Origin of the sequence: Clostridium sp., from assembly GCF_051654825.1 — a bacterium.
In the GTDB taxonomy this organism is placed as follows: domain Bacteria; phylum Bacillota; class Clostridia; order Clostridiales; family Clostridiaceae; genus Clostridium.
The window spans coordinates 1-16,418 of sequence record NZ_JBOFYU010000121.1 but is presented as its reverse complement, the minus strand read 5'-3'; the positions used below and the strand labels follow the sequence as shown (position 1 = coordinate 16,418).

At 26.3% G+C, this 16,418-nt stretch carries 16 protein-coding genes and 2 pseudogenes; 4 read left to right on the top strand and 14 right to left on the bottom strand.

All coding sequences use genetic code 11. The features are described from left to right. The first annotated feature begins 304 nt into the window (after nt 1-304). Together ACRDBA_RS07495 and ACRDBA_RS07490 are read left to right on the top strand one after the other, a co-directional pair. Nucleotides 305-694 (top strand): hypothetical protein, encoded by a 390-nt coding sequence (locus tag ACRDBA_RS07495; protein ID WP_438572304.1) that lies wholly within the window; start codon nt 305-307, stop codon nt 692-694. A 51-nt stretch (nt 695-745) separates the two neighbouring features. Next, nucleotides 746-1,033 carry a hypothetical protein gene (locus tag ACRDBA_RS07490; protein WP_438572303.1) on the top strand — a complete coding sequence of 96 codons (288 nt, stop codon included), beginning with the start codon at nt 746-748 and terminating at the stop codon, nt 1,031-1,033. 232 nt (nt 1,034-1,265) lie between these two features. Here the strand turns inward: ACRDBA_RS07490 and ACRDBA_RS07485 are convergent. From ACRDBA_RS07485 to ACRDBA_RS07420, 14 genes and pseudogenes are all read right to left on the bottom strand, one after another. Then, a pseudogene (locus tag ACRDBA_RS07485) lies at nt 1,266-1,484 on the bottom strand (Tn3 family transposase); the annotation flags it as partial. A gap of 343 nt (nt 1,485-1,827) precedes the next feature. Next, a pseudogene (locus tag ACRDBA_RS07480) lies at nt 1,828-1,953 on the bottom strand (recombinase family protein); the annotation flags it as partial. A gap of 150 nt (nt 1,954-2,103) precedes the next feature. Further along, nucleotides 2,104-2,739 (bottom strand): putative bacteriocin export ABC transporter, encoded by a 636-nt coding sequence (locus ACRDBA_RS07475; protein ID WP_438572302.1) that lies wholly within the window; start codon nt 2,737-2,739, stop codon nt 2,104-2,106. Between the two features lie 3 nt (nt 2,740-2,742). Further along, nucleotides 2,743-4,848, bottom strand: a complete 2,106-nt coding sequence (locus tag ACRDBA_RS07470) for a DUF1430 domain-containing protein (RefSeq protein ID WP_438572301.1) — start codon at nt 4,846-4,848, stop codon at nt 2,743-2,745. A 65-nt stretch (nt 4,849-4,913) separates the two neighbouring features. Beyond that, the gene (locus ACRDBA_RS07465) at nt 4,914-5,258 is read right to left on the bottom strand and encodes a lactococcin 972 family bacteriocin (protein WP_438572300.1); all 345 of its coding nucleotides are present in this window, start codon (nt 5,256-5,258) and stop codon (nt 4,914-4,916) included. 594 nt (nt 5,259-5,852) lie between these two features. Then, on the bottom strand, nt 5,853-6,725 hold the full coding sequence (locus tag ACRDBA_RS07460) for a recombinase family protein (protein WP_438572299.1): 873 nt from the start codon (nt 6,723-6,725) through the stop codon (nt 5,853-5,855). A gap of 110 nt (nt 6,726-6,835) precedes the next feature. Then, the gene (locus tag ACRDBA_RS07455) at nt 6,836-7,015 is read right to left on the bottom strand and encodes a hypothetical protein (RefSeq protein ID WP_438572298.1); all 180 of its coding nucleotides are present in this window, start codon (nt 7,013-7,015) and stop codon (nt 6,836-6,838) included. Nucleotides 7,016-7,190: 175 nt separating this feature from the next. Next, nucleotides 7,191-7,337: a hypothetical protein gene (locus ACRDBA_RS07450; protein ID WP_438572297.1), complete on the bottom strand. Its 147-nt coding sequence runs from the start codon at nt 7,335-7,337 to the stop codon at nt 7,191-7,193. 819 nt (nt 7,338-8,156) lie between these two features. After that, nucleotides 8,157-8,522 carry a super-infection exclusion protein B gene (locus ACRDBA_RS07445; RefSeq protein WP_438572296.1) on the bottom strand — a complete coding sequence of 122 codons (366 nt, stop codon included), beginning with the start codon at nt 8,520-8,522 and terminating at the stop codon, nt 8,157-8,159. Continuing rightward, nucleotides 8,509-8,721, bottom strand: a complete 213-nt coding sequence (locus tag ACRDBA_RS07440; RefSeq protein WP_438572295.1) for a super-infection exclusion protein B — start codon at nt 8,719-8,721, stop codon at nt 8,509-8,511. The genes ACRDBA_RS07445 and ACRDBA_RS07440 overlap by 14 nt, the downstream gene beginning before the upstream one ends. A 104-nt stretch (nt 8,722-8,825) precedes the next feature. Continuing rightward, the gene (locus ACRDBA_RS07435) at nt 8,826-9,071 is read right to left on the bottom strand and encodes a hypothetical protein (protein ID WP_438572294.1); all 246 of its coding nucleotides are present in this window, start codon (nt 9,069-9,071) and stop codon (nt 8,826-8,828) included. A 551-nt stretch (nt 9,072-9,622) separates the two neighbouring features. After that, nucleotides 9,623-10,051, bottom strand: a complete 429-nt coding sequence (locus ACRDBA_RS07430) for a hypothetical protein (RefSeq protein WP_438572293.1) — start codon at nt 10,049-10,051, stop codon at nt 9,623-9,625. A gap of 3 nt (nt 10,052-10,054) precedes the next feature. After that, a complete protein-coding gene (locus ACRDBA_RS07425) occupies nt 10,055-10,828 on the bottom strand; it encodes a hypothetical protein (protein ID WP_438572292.1) in 774 nt (257 codons plus the stop codon). 395 nt (nt 10,829-11,223) lie between these two features. Continuing rightward, the gene (locus tag ACRDBA_RS07420) at nt 11,224-11,442 is read right to left on the bottom strand and encodes a hypothetical protein (RefSeq protein WP_438572291.1); all 219 of its coding nucleotides are present in this window, start codon (nt 11,440-11,442) and stop codon (nt 11,224-11,226) included. A gap of 856 nt (nt 11,443-12,298) precedes the next feature. On the opposite strand from ACRDBA_RS07420, the gene ACRDBA_RS07415 reads away from it, so the two are divergent. Beyond that, nucleotides 12,299-12,967 (top strand): hypothetical protein, encoded by a 669-nt coding sequence (locus ACRDBA_RS07415; protein ID WP_438572290.1) that lies wholly within the window; start codon nt 12,299-12,301, stop codon nt 12,965-12,967. A gap of 592 nt (nt 12,968-13,559) precedes the next feature. Continuing rightward, the gene (locus tag ACRDBA_RS07410) at nt 13,560-16,100 is read left to right on the top strand and encodes a DEAD/DEAH box helicase family protein (protein ID WP_438572289.1); all 2,541 of its coding nucleotides are present in this window, start codon (nt 13,560-13,562) and stop codon (nt 16,098-16,100) included. Nucleotides 16,101-16,418: the final 318 nt, after the last annotated feature.

Below are 16,418 nucleotides of genomic sequence, written 5' to 3'. Positions count from 1 at the left end.
TGGTCAGGAAGTTTACCTGAGTGTTGCTATAATAAAAATAATACGCAAAAAGATTAGGAGTCCGCTTAGTTGCGAGCTCCTTTTTAATATACAATAATTTATTTGATTTTGAAATACGCTACTTTCTGGAGCGCTTACTAAATTTTAATTGGTTTAATATGATTGCCAATAGTTATTTTAGTTTGGAGAAAAGTAAGAATACTACTTTACTTCTTATAATTCGTACATATGATGCATTATTAGATTATGCATTTGAAACTAAAGATGTTAGATAAGATTAATTTTAAAAAGGAGAGAGAGAATTGTGAAATTATTTTTAATAGGCTTAAAAAGATACATTAAGAATTTTGGGAAATTTATTTGTTATCTCTGGTTAAGTATATATGCAATATTATCAATTATAATGGTATTTATGTTTGTAACAACATATATAAATCCAGTTCAAGAAATATTAGCTTTCTTTGGATTATTAAGTTTTCAAATAATAATACCTATTTTAGCTTTAACTTGGAAGTATGGTAAGAAATTTAGAATAAGAACTTTAATAGTTTTTGCCTCAGTATTTATTATTGGATTAGGTTTAGGAACTCAAGGTGTTAGCGAAACTAAAGATGAATATTACGCTAGAATAGAATCTACTAATAGAGAAGACTTAACTGAATCAGAAAAATTTTATGCAGATAAAAAGAATTAAGAAAAAAGAATAGCTGAAGAAAATAAAGATAAAACTTTAGAAAATAATTTAGTGGAAGATGGTACAGAAGAACCTTATTTGGTAGCTAACGGATGGTATGCTGGAGACAATATTATAACATTAAATCCAAGTCATGCGATATTAAAGGAGACATATTATTATTTTAAATTAGAACCTGGTACATATAAATTAAAATGTGAGCTAACTAATTCTAAAGCTCCTTTTGCTATGATATTATTCCAAGGAACAGAAACTGTAAATGAGATAGATGTAAATGGTGTAGAATATCAAGTTTTCCACAAGTTAACAACTTGTACTTTGAAGCAAATAGCAAATTAGAAGAAACTTTTATATTGGAACAAGAGGTATATTTCCAAGGTAGTGACAATGCTATTTTTTCATTTTATAAATTAGATTAAAAAATGAGTAATTATAAACTTAATTATGGGTTCATGAGCGCACTTAGTGCAAAAGTACCAATAAGAAAATTTACCTTCCATAAATTACAGTATTTGTATTTATGGAAGGTTTTTTATTGTCTAATAAACGTTTGTTTTTGATATAAAGATTTTCAATTATCTTTTTTTAAAGGTCTTAAATTATCAAAATCATATTTTATATCTGAATTGAAGTTATATTCTTCAACAAAGTTAATATGCTCCCATGCTAATGGAGAAATATTCTTTAATAGCTCCTCATTGAAGGATTCTTTTTCTTTCAACTTTTCTATAGCTTTTGAAATATATACTGTGTTCCATAATGTAATAGCATTTATTAAAATATTTAGTGCGCTAGATTTTTGTAATTAACAATAGTTTCCTCAACCTTATTCAATCCATCATCATACATTTTCCAATTTGATATATTCGAAAGTTGATTATAAGATATTTTTTCGGTTGTTTCTTATGACATCTTATTAAGTCCTACTAGTCTCAATACCATCATGATTATTTTATCATCTTCACTAGGTTCTTTATTTGTTTAAGCATAGATAAATTGATTCTCAAAACCTGTCCAATTTGATACCTCAATAAGTAAATCAGTAATATTTATACTCGGTAGGGGGGGCGAGGACATACGTGTAAAAATCGGCATCTTATGGATTTAATTCCCATAAAGTTACCGGTTTTATTTTAATTAATATATTCATACTCTTTTACTCTTCTGTAAAATGTATTACTTTTTAGATTAAGAAGATCCATTGCTTTAACAGCTGTAATTTTTCAATTCTTCCAATCATTATAGACAAGTTCAAAGTTATTACCTACTGTGGGCAGCGTCAGCAAAATACGGATTTACAAGCTACGAAATTTCTGACGCATAATTAATACTTTTACGCTTTATAAACATATAGATTTATTTATTGTAGAAGATTAATAAAGTTATTCCAAACAAACATTTTATTATATTTATATGGTTATTCTTCTAGTAGATATGTTACTTACTTCATCATCATGTGTAACTATTATTATGGTTTTACCTTGACCATTTAAATACTTTAGTAATTTTAATATATTATCTTTATTTTTTTTATCAAGAGAGCCAGTAGGTTCATCAGCTAAAATGATATCACATGGCTTTAATAATAATCTTGATATAGAAATTCTTTGCTGTTCTCCACCACTTAGCTCATATATTTTTTTATTTTCATAACCGTATAATCCAACGGCTTTTAATGCTTGACTTATTTTTTCTTGTTTTTCATTTTTAGATAAGTTAACGTATTTTAGAGCTAAGTTAAGATTGCACATTACAGTTTCATTATCTATAAGAGCAAAGTTTTGAAATAAATAACCTATATTTTCACGTATTAATTTAGAGGCCTGTGTACTGTTTACTTTTATATTAGATATTCCATTTATATTTAATTGACCTTCATTAAAATCTTCTATTAAGCCTAAAATATTCAATAAAGTACTTTTTCCACTTCCACTTGGACCAGTTATAGAGAGAATCTCTCCTTTTTTAACAATTAAGTTAAATTTATCTAAAATAATTTTACTTCCGTAGCATTTAACAATATTTTGGGCTACAATTATATCCATATCCTAACCTCTCTTTATAGCTTTAACAATATTTAATTTTTCAACTTTTTTTAAATTTAGTAATGATACTATTAATTCTGCAATAGCTGAAAATAAGTAAACTAACCAATTTATATTAAATCCAAATAAATATAAAAATAATAAAAATATTGATATAAAGATCCATGAATACAATAAATAAATATAATATCCTTTATATTTATCATAATGCTTATAACCATGAAATGATTTAACAACGATGACCTTTTTATTTTGAATAAAGTAATTTAATGTGTTTTGAACTATCATAAACATAATTATAGTCATACAAATTGAAACTATAAAAATAATTACTGAAATTTTCTTTTCTAAAGCATAGATACTATATGCTACATCATCATAGGCTGAATAGATATTAACTAAATTTCCATAAATATCTAATTCGTTAGCTTTGTCTTTTAAAACACTATTAAAATCAATACCAGTAGTATCTATTTTAAATGGATTTGAAGTATATGCAGCAACTTTACTATACTCAGATAGATTTGAATTATTTTCCGTTACTACTTTTATTACAGGATCTGTTACATAATTGCCATTTTGAGAATTTACCAATATGTTATATGAAAATAAACTTTGATTATCCTTGCTATATATTATTTTAACGTTATTTTCTAAATAAGCAAAATATTCAACAATTTCTTTTTCAAAATTTTTATATTTATTAGGAACTATTATAATAGTATCTGATTCTTTTTCAGATATATTTATAATATCATTATTATAATCGTAAATAATGTTTTTTAGTAAATAATTAGGGTTTATAGTTGCAAGTGATTTTAAAGGGATAGGTACGTCAGCATGTTCATTTAATTTTATAAAATCTTCTTCAAACTCACAAAAATCTGCTAACATGCCACCTTTTTCATTAAAAAACATATATAAATTCTGTAGCTTTAAATTAAAATCTTCTGATATAAATTCTTCATAACTATCACATTTAATCCCACCAATAAATTTATAATTCTTAGTTTCTTCCCACTTTTTATATGATGTTTTATAAAAACTATTTATTGAATCATATTCATTAATAAATAATGAAGTGCATAAAATAAATATAATTAGTATTAAAACTTTTATTATTGTATTTAAACGAATCATTAAGTTTAGATCTTTTTTATCTTTTATCATACTAGAAACTGATATTTTATTTATATATAAATAAGGTATTGACAAGAAAAAAAATGTTAATAGTAAGTTAATAATAATATTAACACTAAGTATGAGTATAAATTTAAGTATAAAGTAATTATATTCTGTAACAAAAAATATAAACATAAATAGATTAATTAAGATATTTATGAAAAATTGAGATAGTAATAATTTTTTTATATCATCTATCCATATATCTTTGGTACTATATCCAATCATCTTTTTTATTGCGAAATCCTTGTAGGAATTTATGATTATATATAATACTATTAGAGACAGTATTATATATAGGATTATTATAAATAAATAAATGTATATATACCAATAAGGAGAGTAGGTATCGTTAGTAATAATATCTACACTGATATTTAAATCTTTTGATAATTGATTAATAAAACTATTTAAATTATCTTGGTTATCAAGATTAACTACACAATCTCCACTTAGGGATTTTTTATTAATGGCATTTTCTAAAGACGTTATAACGACTTTATTATTATTTCTAAAATCATAAATTGATCCACTTTGTTCTTTGATATTGCTATTAAACGATGATAGAAAAAAATTTTCCTTTAAATAGCTTTCATTGAAAGACTCCTTTGTCATTAAATTTAAATCATTAAGAAAATAACTATTTTTAGGATAAACATATTTAACTAATATTGATTCGTTTTCAGTTAAATGTGTAGTAGTATAAGTTATATTTGCATTAAATTTATCTAAAATAGATGTTATCTTATTATAAACTTTATCTGAAGGAATATTATCGATGGATTTATCAATACGTAGAGTATAGCTAGTATCGCTAGTTTCAATATTTTTTAATTTATTAAATTCAATAATGTCATATAAGTTAAATAATATTAAAAATGATATTATGGAAATAACAGAGTATCCTATTAGTAATATTTTTTTCACATTTAAATTCTCCTTAAATAAGATAAAGAAAAAGCAAATAAATTTACTTTTCCTTTATTTTAGTTTTACCAATAATTATAATACGAATTATAAGTGCTTGGATTTCTAGAACCCTCTACTTCACCATGAGCCATCTTACCTGGACCTTTAGTATCTTTATCGTATACATTATCAACCATAGCTGTAGCAGAATGATCTTTTTTCCCATGAGCATACTTTGAATATTGTACATGTTTAAATGTTAATGTATAGGCATATCCGTAATCCCAATCATAACCATCTACTTTTATTACGGTACGCAATTCAGGCGCGTTATTTGGTGTATTAATTTTCTCTGCTTTTGGTGAAGCAGTAATAAATGATACAAAAGCTAAAGTACATGTCATAATTTTAATAAAAAATTTTTTCATTTTATTCACCTCCATTTATATACAGTAATATATTAACATAATTTAAAAAAGTTGTAAACGTGATAATTTGAGAATATAATTTCAAGGACAATACAAGTAAACTATCCACATAAATTCAATATAAATTAAAAATTTTACCTACTGAGTGGAATTATTTAAAGTCTATGCCAAATAGCATTTCATCGTTAAATAGATTGATATTTATAATAAAAAAACTACCTGCTATGCAGGTGTGTTCAGATAAGCTTAAGCGTTGAGTATGAAAAAAACTCCTTTTGTCAATAATTAAAAGAGGTTTGCATCCAAATTTAATAGACAAAAGGAGGTCATCCATATAAGGGGGGACGCCGAGATACGTGTAAAAACCGGTAAGTTGATGGAAATTTAATCCATAAAGTTGCCGGTTTTATTATTACATATTTTCATACGCTTTACTTCTACGATAAAAAATATGGGTTTTTAAATTTAAAAGCTCCATACTTTTTTAGCTGTTATTTCTCCATTTTTCCATACATTAATAAATTTATTCTTAAAGCTACTTCTAACATTTTAATTAATCCAAGATAAAAAAATCAGTTAATCTCATAATTAAATTTATAAGTTTCTTTTCCTTTGTTCTCTAATCAACGTACTTTTACTTATTTGAGTTAACTTAACTACCTCTTTATAGCTATTATCTCCTCCATTAATAGTTAATAATGCTAATGCATTATCAAGTTGATATTTAGTATATGACTTTGGTCTTCCCTCTTTAAATCCAGCTTTAGTCCTTGCAATAGCCTTTCCACTTTGAGTTCTCTCTATAATCATTGCTCTTTCAAATTCCGCGAAAGCTAGAAGATTCGTAACTATTAACCTTCCCATTGGGGTATCTTCTATAAGTCCCATATTCAATATATGTATTTTCACACCCCTATCCATTAATAGATCTATATACTGTAATCCCTCTTTTGCAGTTCTACAAAATCTATCTAGCTTAGTAATTACAAGTGTATCTCCATTCTTTAGCTCATGAAGTATATTATTAAATATTTCTCTATCTTTAGCAGCACTATAGCTTTCTTCTATAATATTAGCAGTAGGATATCTTTCTAATATAGATCTAGTCTGTTCTTCAATACTATTTCCATCTAACTGACCTTTAGTACTAACTCTAACGTAACCTATTATTTTAGTATTAATAATGTTGATACTACCATTATTTTTATTAAATTTAATATGTATTTCTCCTTCTTTAGTAGTTACTATATTAGAATCTTTTTTTAGTCTGTCAATTAACTTACCATATTTTTTAGTATCTAGCTTAACAGCTCTTTCTGTAACATCGTTAAAAGCATTAATGCAAATATAATCATGGTATTTACATACTCTATATTCTATATTGTTTATTTCATAAGTTTTTATTTCTTCCTTATCTCTATAAATCCTAAAATCATTCTCTAATATTTCTTGTATTAAATCTTGCATTTTTTCTCCTTATTTTGGCACTAAGTTAAGACACCGCTCTATATCTCAATTATAGGTTGAGTCTTCATCGGTGTCAATACTTTTAAGTTATACTACCGTTATGTAATATATTAAATTAATATATCCGCAATAATTCTATTACAATCCCTTTGATATTTTTCATCAGTTACTTTCGCCCTTAACATCTCTATTTCAAGCACTAATACATCTTTCTCTAACTGTTTACTTGGGTCATTTTCTATCTTTTTAAAGCTACTATATTTATTCCTAATCTTATTAAATTCATTCATTTTTATTTATTCCCCATCAACTAATCTAAAATTATTATCCTATCACTATCTTATATCCATTAAGAATCAACTTTATATTGCTTTTGCTATATTTGTATTACTTGTACTAACAATCTATCAGATATAGAACAAAAAAGAGGTAGCTTATTACTGCTACCCCTTAATGATCCGCTTACTATTGATATACTATTATATTTATAACTAACCCATTAGATACTATTTTCAAAATTTGATTTTCTTCATTATATTCTATTTCAGTATCATATCCTGTCCAATAAGTGCCATATAGACCTTTACTTTTATAGTTTTTATATTTTCTCAAATATTCCCACTGAATACCTACTGTATATTTATCCCCAGCAGCCTCTCTTATATATATTGGAAATATTTCATTGATTATACACTGTCCATCATCTTAACGTTACACTGTAACTCTTAAATGAGTTGAACGCTCCCAATCTAAATCGTGCATCATACTGTTTACTGCCCAATAATCTCTTTTAACTCCCATCTCTCTTTTCCTCCTAGTTGTTTTTATCTATATTTAAACTGTACTACCAATTTTAATATTTCAATAAAAATCATTAGTTTTTCCTAGTCTTTTATACCATTTTTATTTACGTCATAGTTCAGTTTATCCATACAAACCATATTTATTGATGATTTTTCATATAGTCTACAAACTTTTAGCAATATTTCAAAACAAATTTTGTTATAGATTTGAAGCTAAAAAAATATGTAATTAAGTCTAATTCATAAAGTAAGCTATTTGAAACAATTTAAATACTCTATAAATAAGTTTATATGTAAAATTTCCCCATCAAGTTGCCGGTTTTTGCATGTATCTCGGCGTCCCCCCATATAAGCCTATAAATATCATTCTCATTATTTTTAATTCCTGAAACTAATGGTTGTAATATACCTAAATTATCTGTAATATCCTTTTTTATCCCCTTGCCTCAATATCTTTAATACTATTTCTGTATAATCACCTTTTCTTTCTGGAACTTACATTTGCCCTATGATTATAAATTTTTCTTCTGGCTATAGTACTATTATAAAAAAACCTTCCACAAATACTGTAATTTATGGAAGGTACAATTTCTTATTGGTACTTTTACACAAATTGCGCTCGGGCCCCCTAATACCTTAAAGTTTCTTCTCTACACATTCTACTTTGAACCATATATGCTTCTTTATATGACTCCAATAATTCATTATCGTTGTTTAATTTTTCTATTACCCACGGTTGCAGCATATATGGGAATACTGGGTTATTTAAATTATCAATAAAATATTGATTGGTAGCTTTTCCTATGACCATCATATGTTCCAAGTGAACTACAGCTCCACTATTTAATGGTAGCTCTTCTGTATGATCTTCTTCTAGATATAATCCATAAACTATAGCTTTTTTAAATGTATCCAACGAAACTAAAAATTTACCTGAATTCTCTTCAACTTTCTTAGATGTATGCTTGTCCTTAAAATAATTATAAATCGCCATTATTCCTGTAATAATTAAAATAAATACTGTTAAAATAAAAAATAACACCTATCACAAAACCATACTTATCTCTAAATTCAATCATATACATCTTCTCAACTATTGTATCTGGTAAAAATAGTATCACTCCTGAAGCCAATCCTAAAGCCAGCATTATTTTAGTTGGGAGCTTTAAAAACTCCATAAAATTAAAATCCATTTGCATCTCCTCCTACGTTAATCATATCTTTAGATTATAGCAAAAAAGAATAACACATATTTATAAAGAGTCTTTTTTCGATACACCTATTTTTTAACTCTCCATTATCTATGTTTATCCATATACTGTTTTAAAGCCATACTTACTAAATCTCTTTTAGTATAAGTTTTATTCTCATCACAGAACTTACCAAACTGCTCCCAAATAATATTATTAACTCTTGTCGTTGCTCTATAATCTTTCTTAGTTTCAACTGGTAACTCTATAATAATACTCTTGTCATTTTCTCTGTCATACTCGTCCTCATACTTTTTGTCATATTCGCCTTCATACTGATTTAACATCTTCATTATTCTATCATAGTTAGTTGCGAGACCTAGTATATTTTCCTTAATATCTTTTGGTATAATTATATTTTTATTCTCCTCTATGACCTCCGTAAGAGCTGTAGACGCCTTATATTCTTCACCTCTTACTATTGTCTTATTTTCTTCATACTGTGTATTATCAACTAGTTTGAATTGATTCCCTACTCTTTTATATCCTGACTTATTTAATTTTTTTCTAATACTGCTTTCATTTACTGAAATTTTTTTGCAATGCTTACAAGACTTTCTCCTTGCAATAATTCTTTATTAACAAACTCGCTTAACTGATCTATAGTAAAATCTTTAAATACCATAAACAAACCTCACACATCATACTCTAATAATACTATTGTCCTACTCTAAGTTAATTTTTTCAATCTAAGAAAAAAAAAGGAGGTGCCTAAGCACCCCCCCACATATTTATAAAGAGCCATTTTTTTACGCACTAATTTTAAAAAAGGTGTTTGGCGAAGCGAGGCTAGGGCAAACACCAAATTAACTATCAAAAAAAGAAATAGGTATCATTATGATGCCTATTTCTTTTTATCTTCTAAATTAACAGAATAATAATCTTCCTTTTGTACATTATTTAATTTATATTTAAATAATATTTTTAATGAAGTTTTATCATTTAAATTTTCTTTAATTATTATATCATTTTGTGCATTTTGTATTTTATCATTAGGAAATTGAAATATTAAATCTGTCAATATTGTTTCATTATTTTTTACAATTAATGAAATATCAGTTATATCTTTATCTTGTCCTACTGTACTTATTGAATAAGCATCACTGATATATACTTCATTTCCATTTGAAACTAATGTATAATTTTCTAACATTAAATCAGTACCAATTACATTAAATTTATAAATTTCTAAATTCGTATTGCTTTTAAATACTAACAGTACAATTAATAATCCTACTATACTAACTAAAAATAATAAATATTTTTTAATCATTTTTTAAAATGGTAATGAACTATCTACATACATTTTGTTATTTACAAGTGCTAAATACAAAGTACATGTAGAACCAATAGGTGCACTACCACCTATACCAGCCCAAGAACCATCCACAGTTATTTGATTAAACCATCTTAACTCAAATAATGCTGCTTGTTTTGTTGAAGTGTTTTCACTCTTTCTAATCATAGTTTTAGTAGGGTTTCCTGTTGCACCAAAGCCACTAATTCCTTCTCCGTAAGGAGCGTTATATCCCTCAGCCTCTGTCCAGAAACTACTTGGACCATATCTTGCAACATAAAAGTTAGCATAAAACCAAGCTTTTGTGCCACCAACTTGACGTGAAATTTTATGATTTGTATACCTTGTTCCATATGAATCTGATACAATTTCACGTGAATTTTTTGATGGTTCAATATTTATTTCAATAAAAGAACCATCTTCAAAAGTAAATCTTTTATTTGTTTCGGTATCATTAATATCAAAATAAGAAAAGTCTTTTGGAAGTAAATTTTCTGCTCCATCCTTATAACAATCCCAAGGCTCATTGTTTTCTATTTTTTCTTTTAATATAATTTGTTTCTCAATTGAAACATCATTTTCAAGAAAAAATTGTTCTAATTCATCATCACTTGAAAATCCATAATTCATAATTGTTTTTTCATGATCATTATTTAATAAGGTTGATGCATTTGCACTTTCACTTACTGTCATAAATATTCCAGTAAGTGTTAAAGTAGTGGTTAAAATAATTCCTAAAATTGATTTTTTCAAAAAATCCCCCCCTAGTTATAAATATAATTATTATCACACTTTATAATTTACCATATAATGTAAAAAGTGTAAATGGATATTTTTAAAAATGCGGTATATATTTTTAGAAATATATGACGTGGGATATGATTATTAAGTAACTATTTTAAGTACACTCTGGGATAGATATCATATATTATGGAAAAGAACCATATCATATTCTGACCAAATACTTTTTATACTTTGGTTTAATAACTAGCTTTAAACTAATTATATAAAATAAACCCAGGAAATTACCAATTTTTACACCTATCTCCTCATCCCCCTAAAAACATCTAAATCACTCCATCAATAGTATAAAAATAGGGCCTCTAAAAAGAACCCACATATTTATAAAGAACCATTTTTTACGCACCTTATTTTTGTAGTACTGTTCTTATTTTTCCTTCACTACATCCAAATTCTTTTGCTATAGCTCTATTACTTAACCCTTTTTCTTTTAACTCATAAACTTTAATCTTAAACTCTTGTAACTCTTGTTGCTTATCAGTTAATCCATTCTCATTCCTACGAACTTCAACTCTTCTCTTATTGTTTCTATCATACTTAACCCTAACCCCTATTATAGTTTTCATACGCTTCTGCTCTGCTTCTGTTAACTCTAATCTTTCTATTAGGGGTGACGCCGAGATACGTGCAAAAACCGGTAACTTGATGTGGAAATTTTACATATAAACTTATTTATAGGGGTACAATCCTACTTTTGCTGAATACGTACGTTAAGTATTATTTTTAGTTTTTAATTTTAGTAGAGTATACCCTATTGGAACATTAACTAACATAAGTAAAATCAATGCTTTGAGGTGTCCCAATAGACTTGTATCATAACTATTTTTAAATTTAACCAATCTATGAGTTTTGATAGTTACTTAATAAAACACTAAAATCGCTACACCCATTGTAATTACTGGCTTAATTTTGCTTAACGTACGAAATTCGCATTTTTAGGACGCTACCCCTATAATAGGGTACCCGATGGAGTGAATCCAATTAGGTAAGAAGTCCTTTAATGGACTTCTTTTTTTGCTTTTTTGGTACACCAGCCTATCATATATCAATTCAAGTTGTAAATCCATTACTAAAAAAATTTCATTAACTATGCTCCTTCGGAATAGCAGCTTAAATTTTTCAATTCATTTTCCTTTACAACTCACTTCTATATGTAGTCTTTGGCTCATCAAAAAAACATCAACATTATACAAAAATAAAGCAACTATTTCATTGGCGATAGTTACTTTATTACTGTTAGAATTGTATAGAATGTATAGCCCGTAATTACAATCTATACAGTTTTGGTATCCTATCCGAACTTTAATGTTAAAAAACTCTCAGAAATTATAGTTGACAATTTTATGGTAATGAAATATTCTATATTTAGAAATAATTTTGTAGCTACTTAATTATTTCTAAATATTATTAGAGGTGTAAAATATGAAAAGGAAAGTTGGAAGACCAACAGATTTAAAAAAAGATAGTTTAATAAGAGTTAGAGTAGATTCTGAAGCTTTACAATCTATAGATAAAGTATTAGAAGATGTTAATCAAAATAGATCAGAAGTAATGAGAGAAATGTTACCTATAATATCTAGCAGAGACTTTGAAAATATGATTTCAATAAGTTCATTAAAACGATTAGAATTATATTCAATTGAGTGTAATAATTTGATTGATAGAAATGACTTTAGTATCAAGTTAGATGATGTTTCTGAAAAATATCCTGCATTTGTATTAGAATCATCAACGCCTATTTTATATATAAAATACCCAACGTATAAAGTAAGAATATTATCTTTTGATATAAAACAAGATATCCTAACTTCCATTTTAAAGGATATAGATGGAATATCTGAGGTTTATGAAACGCAATGTTCATTATTTGATTCATTAAAGCCTAATAGTTTTAATACTAATTATTTATGTGAGGTACTGTGCTTAAGAGATAACTTAGAAGAAAATGAGACTACAAAAGATTATATATGTACAAAGTTAAAATCTAAAGACATTAAATACGAGGTATGGCCAGCTTATTATCTTAAGGCTAAACCGGTCAAAATAAAAAGTGAAAATGATCAAAAATATGTAACTAATTTTAATTTATAAATATAACTAGGTATCATTATCTCCAATTAGAAAAGCCAGTTATTCAAAAATCACTTGCTTTTCTAATTACGTTAAACTAAACTTTAGAAAATATAACAACTGTTACTGTAGACACTTGCAATGATGAGGTGTTTATAAATATTAAAAACTATCTAATAAAAATATTATTCTAGAATAATATTTTTAGGAAGAACCCCCAGCTAAGTTGAGCCCTATAAAACCTAGATTTAAAGTTACACCTGTGATGTTGATTGATTTAATAAAACCTTTAATACCGCTATTTATCATAACGAATCCCTCCTTTACTTGACTTGCTGGGTTTATTTGATAGTCCTGCCTTGGACATACTGGAGGGTAGTCCTTCCTAAAAACACTATAGATAAAGTATATTCTTATAATATATAAAATTCAATATATTTAATTTAATATATTATAAGTTATTAGATTTTTGCTAAATAGCTTTATTTTATATATTAATATCCACTAATTAGATTAATATTTTAGTTTAATTTTGATTAAAAAAGTATAAATTTTGTATAAAAATGTTATAGTTGTATATATAACTATAAATTTAATTAAAGGGTGTGTATTTATGATTAATTTAGATGATTTATTTAGTATCGATGATGAGGAGAAATTTATAGAACCAGATAGGATATTTTCAAGTCTAGTTAAAAATAGTGATTATGAATATCTTAGAGATGTACAAACAGAGATATTAAATGCATGGTTTAATAGGCGAAATGATAAAGATATAGTGTTAAAAATGAATACAGGTGCTGGTAAAACTTTTGTAGGACTTTTAATGTTACAATCTAGTTTAAATGAAGGTATTGGACCAGCTGTATATTTATGTCCGGATTTACAATTAGTGGAACAAGTTATGCAAAAATCAAAAGAGTATGGTATAAAATGTGTAACATTTTCAAATAATCCAAATAAATTTCCAATAGAGTTTTTAAATAGTGAAGCAATTTTAGTTACTGTCTTTGATAAATTATTTAATGGAAGATCTATTTTTAACAAGTATGATATTGAAATAGGTAGTATTATACTCGATGATGCTCACTCATGTATCTCTAAAGCCAGAGATAAGTTTACTTTAAAGATTAAAAGCTCATCTACCCTATATTATGACATATATAGAATATTTGAATCATCATTACATCAACAAGATATTGGAAGTGCTAAAAGTATATATGACGGAGATAAAAACACAGTAATGCAAATTCCTTTTTGGAGTTGGATGGATAATATAGAAAGTGTAGCTACTATACTTTCTAATGTATCACACCATTTTTTAGAGGCAGAATCTAAAAAAGATGACGTAACTAAAAATATTTATTTTAATTGGCCATTATTAAAAAATAATTTAGAAAGTTGTAATGTTTTTATTTCAGGTGATACTATAGAGATAACACCACATTGCTTACCAATTAACCAATTTAAAGCATTTGAGAATGCAAAAAGAAGAATTTTTATGTCAGCAACATTATTAGATGACTCCTTACTAATAAAAGAATTAGATATTAATGAAAAAGCTGTAAAATCACCTCTGATAAATAGCAAACAGTATAATATAGGAGAGAGAATGATTTTAATTCCATCATTAATAAATGAATCTTTAGATAACACTAAATTATCAGAAATAATCAATGATATAGATAAAAATATTATAGTGTTAACTCCTAGTTCTTATTCTAACTATACTAAACGATGGACCGATATGGGGGCTAAATTATTAAGTAGTGAGAATATTTCATTAGGGATAAAACAATTAAATGAAGGTGAAAGAAATCGTTTCGTACTACCTAATAGATATGATGGAATTGATCTCCATGGAAATCAATGTAGGGTATTGATTATTGATGGTCTACCATTAGGAACAACCTTATATGAAAAATATTTAAATATTGCTAGACCAAGCTCGAAAATAGTTAAAACAATATTAACTCAAAAAATTGAACAAGGAATAGGAAGAAGTACAAGATCTAGTAGTGATTACAGTGTTGTAATTTTGAGTGGAGCTGATTTAGAAACATTTGTTTCAATAAATGAAAACAAAAAATATCTTTCACCCCAAACTAGAAAACAAATGGAGATAGGAGTTAAATTCACAAAAAAACTTCAAGAAATTAATGAAACTAATGCAGAGCAAGCATTATTATCAATAATGAATGCAAGTTTATCAAGAAATAATAGTTGGATAAAATTTCATAATTCAGAACTGCAAAAAGCAAAACAAGAAGATATTAACTATATTCCAATTGAGTTAGCAACATTAGAAAGACAAGCTTATAAATTATATAATGCTAATAGATCTTTAGAAGCTAGTAGAATTATAGAAAATGCAATTAATGATTTAGGCGATAAATTAGATAATTGTGATAAAGGTTGGTTTTTACAACTAGCAGCATTTTATTTATATAAGAGTGATAAGATTGAAGCTGTAAAAAAGCAAATAAAAGCACATGAGCTCAATATTAATTTATTTAAAACTATTGAGGGCATAAAATATAAGAAAGTTGAAAAAAATTCAGGTTTACAACCCAATAGAGTGCTTAAAAATATTATATCTTATGATAATGGAAATGCTATTATTATTTATGTAAATGAATTATTAGGAAAACTTATTTTTGGTGGAGATAGTAATATGTTTGAAGGTGCATTTATGGAACTAGGAATATTTTTAGGTTATGATTGCCAAAGACCTGAAAAGTCCTTTGGTAGAGGTTTACCAGATGTGTTATGGCATATGTCAAACAATAATTTTCTTATAATTGAAGCCAAAAACGAGGTTTATAAAACTAGAAGTCATATATATAAAAGCGAAGCTGAACAAATATCTAATAGTTATAATTGGTTCTCAAAAGAATATAAAGGAAAAACAGGATGTCCAATATTAATTCATCCATCTAATAAAAAGGAGGCTTCTGCATATCCTAATAGTGAAGTAAGAGTTATGACAGAAAAAGAGTTAAATAAATTGAAACAGAACGTTACATCACTTTCAAGATATATTTCCTCAAATTTTAATAATCCAATTACTACAGAATTGATAGGCAAACAATTAAATCTATTAAACCTTACACCTGATAAATTTATTTTAGAATATACAACCAACATATTATAAGATATGTTAATTAATTTCGCTAAATTGTTCTTTTTAGCAAAATTGGAAATATTGACGGTTTTAAGCCATTTGTAAGTTATGATATAATATAAAACTAGTAGTTAATTGTTTAGTAAAGCTAAACTTATGCAAAAAAGATAGCATTTCGTTTCTAAAAAAACGAAATGCTATCTTTTTTACGTAAGCGCTCCAGAAAGTAGCGTATTTCAAAATCAAATAAATTATTGTATATTAAAAAGGAGCTCGCAACTAAGCGGACTCCTAATCTTTTTGCGTATTATTTTTATTATAGCAACACTCAGGTAAACTTCCTGACCA

What these genes read in the sequence shown, in the direction of transcription:
- ACRDBA_RS07455 (WP_438572298.1), bottom strand. Translation starts at nt 7,015, where the DNA reads ATGAATGAATTTAATAAGATTAGGAATAAATATAGTAGCTTTAAAAAG.
- ACRDBA_RS07415 (WP_438572290.1), top strand. Translation starts at nt 12,299, where the DNA reads ATGAAAAGGAAAGTTGGAAGACCAACAGATTTAAAAAAAGATAGTTTA.
- ACRDBA_RS07435 (WP_438572294.1), bottom strand. Translation starts at nt 9,071, where the DNA reads ATGAAGATGTTAAATCAGTATGAAGGCGAATATGACAAAAAGTATGAG.
- ACRDBA_RS07475 (WP_438572302.1), bottom strand. Translation starts at nt 2,739, where the DNA reads ATGGATATAATTGTAGCCCAAAATATTGTTAAATGCTACGGAAGTAAA.
- ACRDBA_RS07430 (WP_438572293.1), bottom strand. Translation starts at nt 10,051, where the DNA reads ATGATTAAAAAATATTTATTATTTTTAGTTAGTATAGTAGGATTATTA.
- ACRDBA_RS07465 (WP_438572300.1), bottom strand. Translation starts at nt 5,258, where the DNA reads ATGAAAAAATTTTTTATTAAAATTATGACATGTACTTTAGCTTTTGTA.
- ACRDBA_RS07445 (WP_438572296.1), bottom strand. Translation starts at nt 8,522, where the DNA reads ATGGCGATTTATAATTATTTTAAGGACAAGCATACATCTAAGAAAGTT.
- ACRDBA_RS07420 (WP_438572291.1), bottom strand. Translation starts at nt 11,442, where the DNA reads ATGAAAACTATAATAGGGGTTAGGGTTAAGTATGATAGAAACAATAAG.
- ACRDBA_RS07440 (WP_438572295.1), bottom strand. Translation starts at nt 8,721, where the DNA reads ATGGATTTTAATTTTATGGAGTTTTTAAAGCTCCCAACTAAAATAATG.
- ACRDBA_RS07460 (WP_438572299.1), bottom strand. Translation starts at nt 6,725, where the DNA reads ATGCAAGATTTAATACAAGAAATATTAGAGAATGATTTTAGGATTTAT.
- ACRDBA_RS07410 (WP_438572289.1), top strand. Translation starts at nt 13,560, where the DNA reads ATGATTAATTTAGATGATTTATTTAGTATCGATGATGAGGAGAAATTT.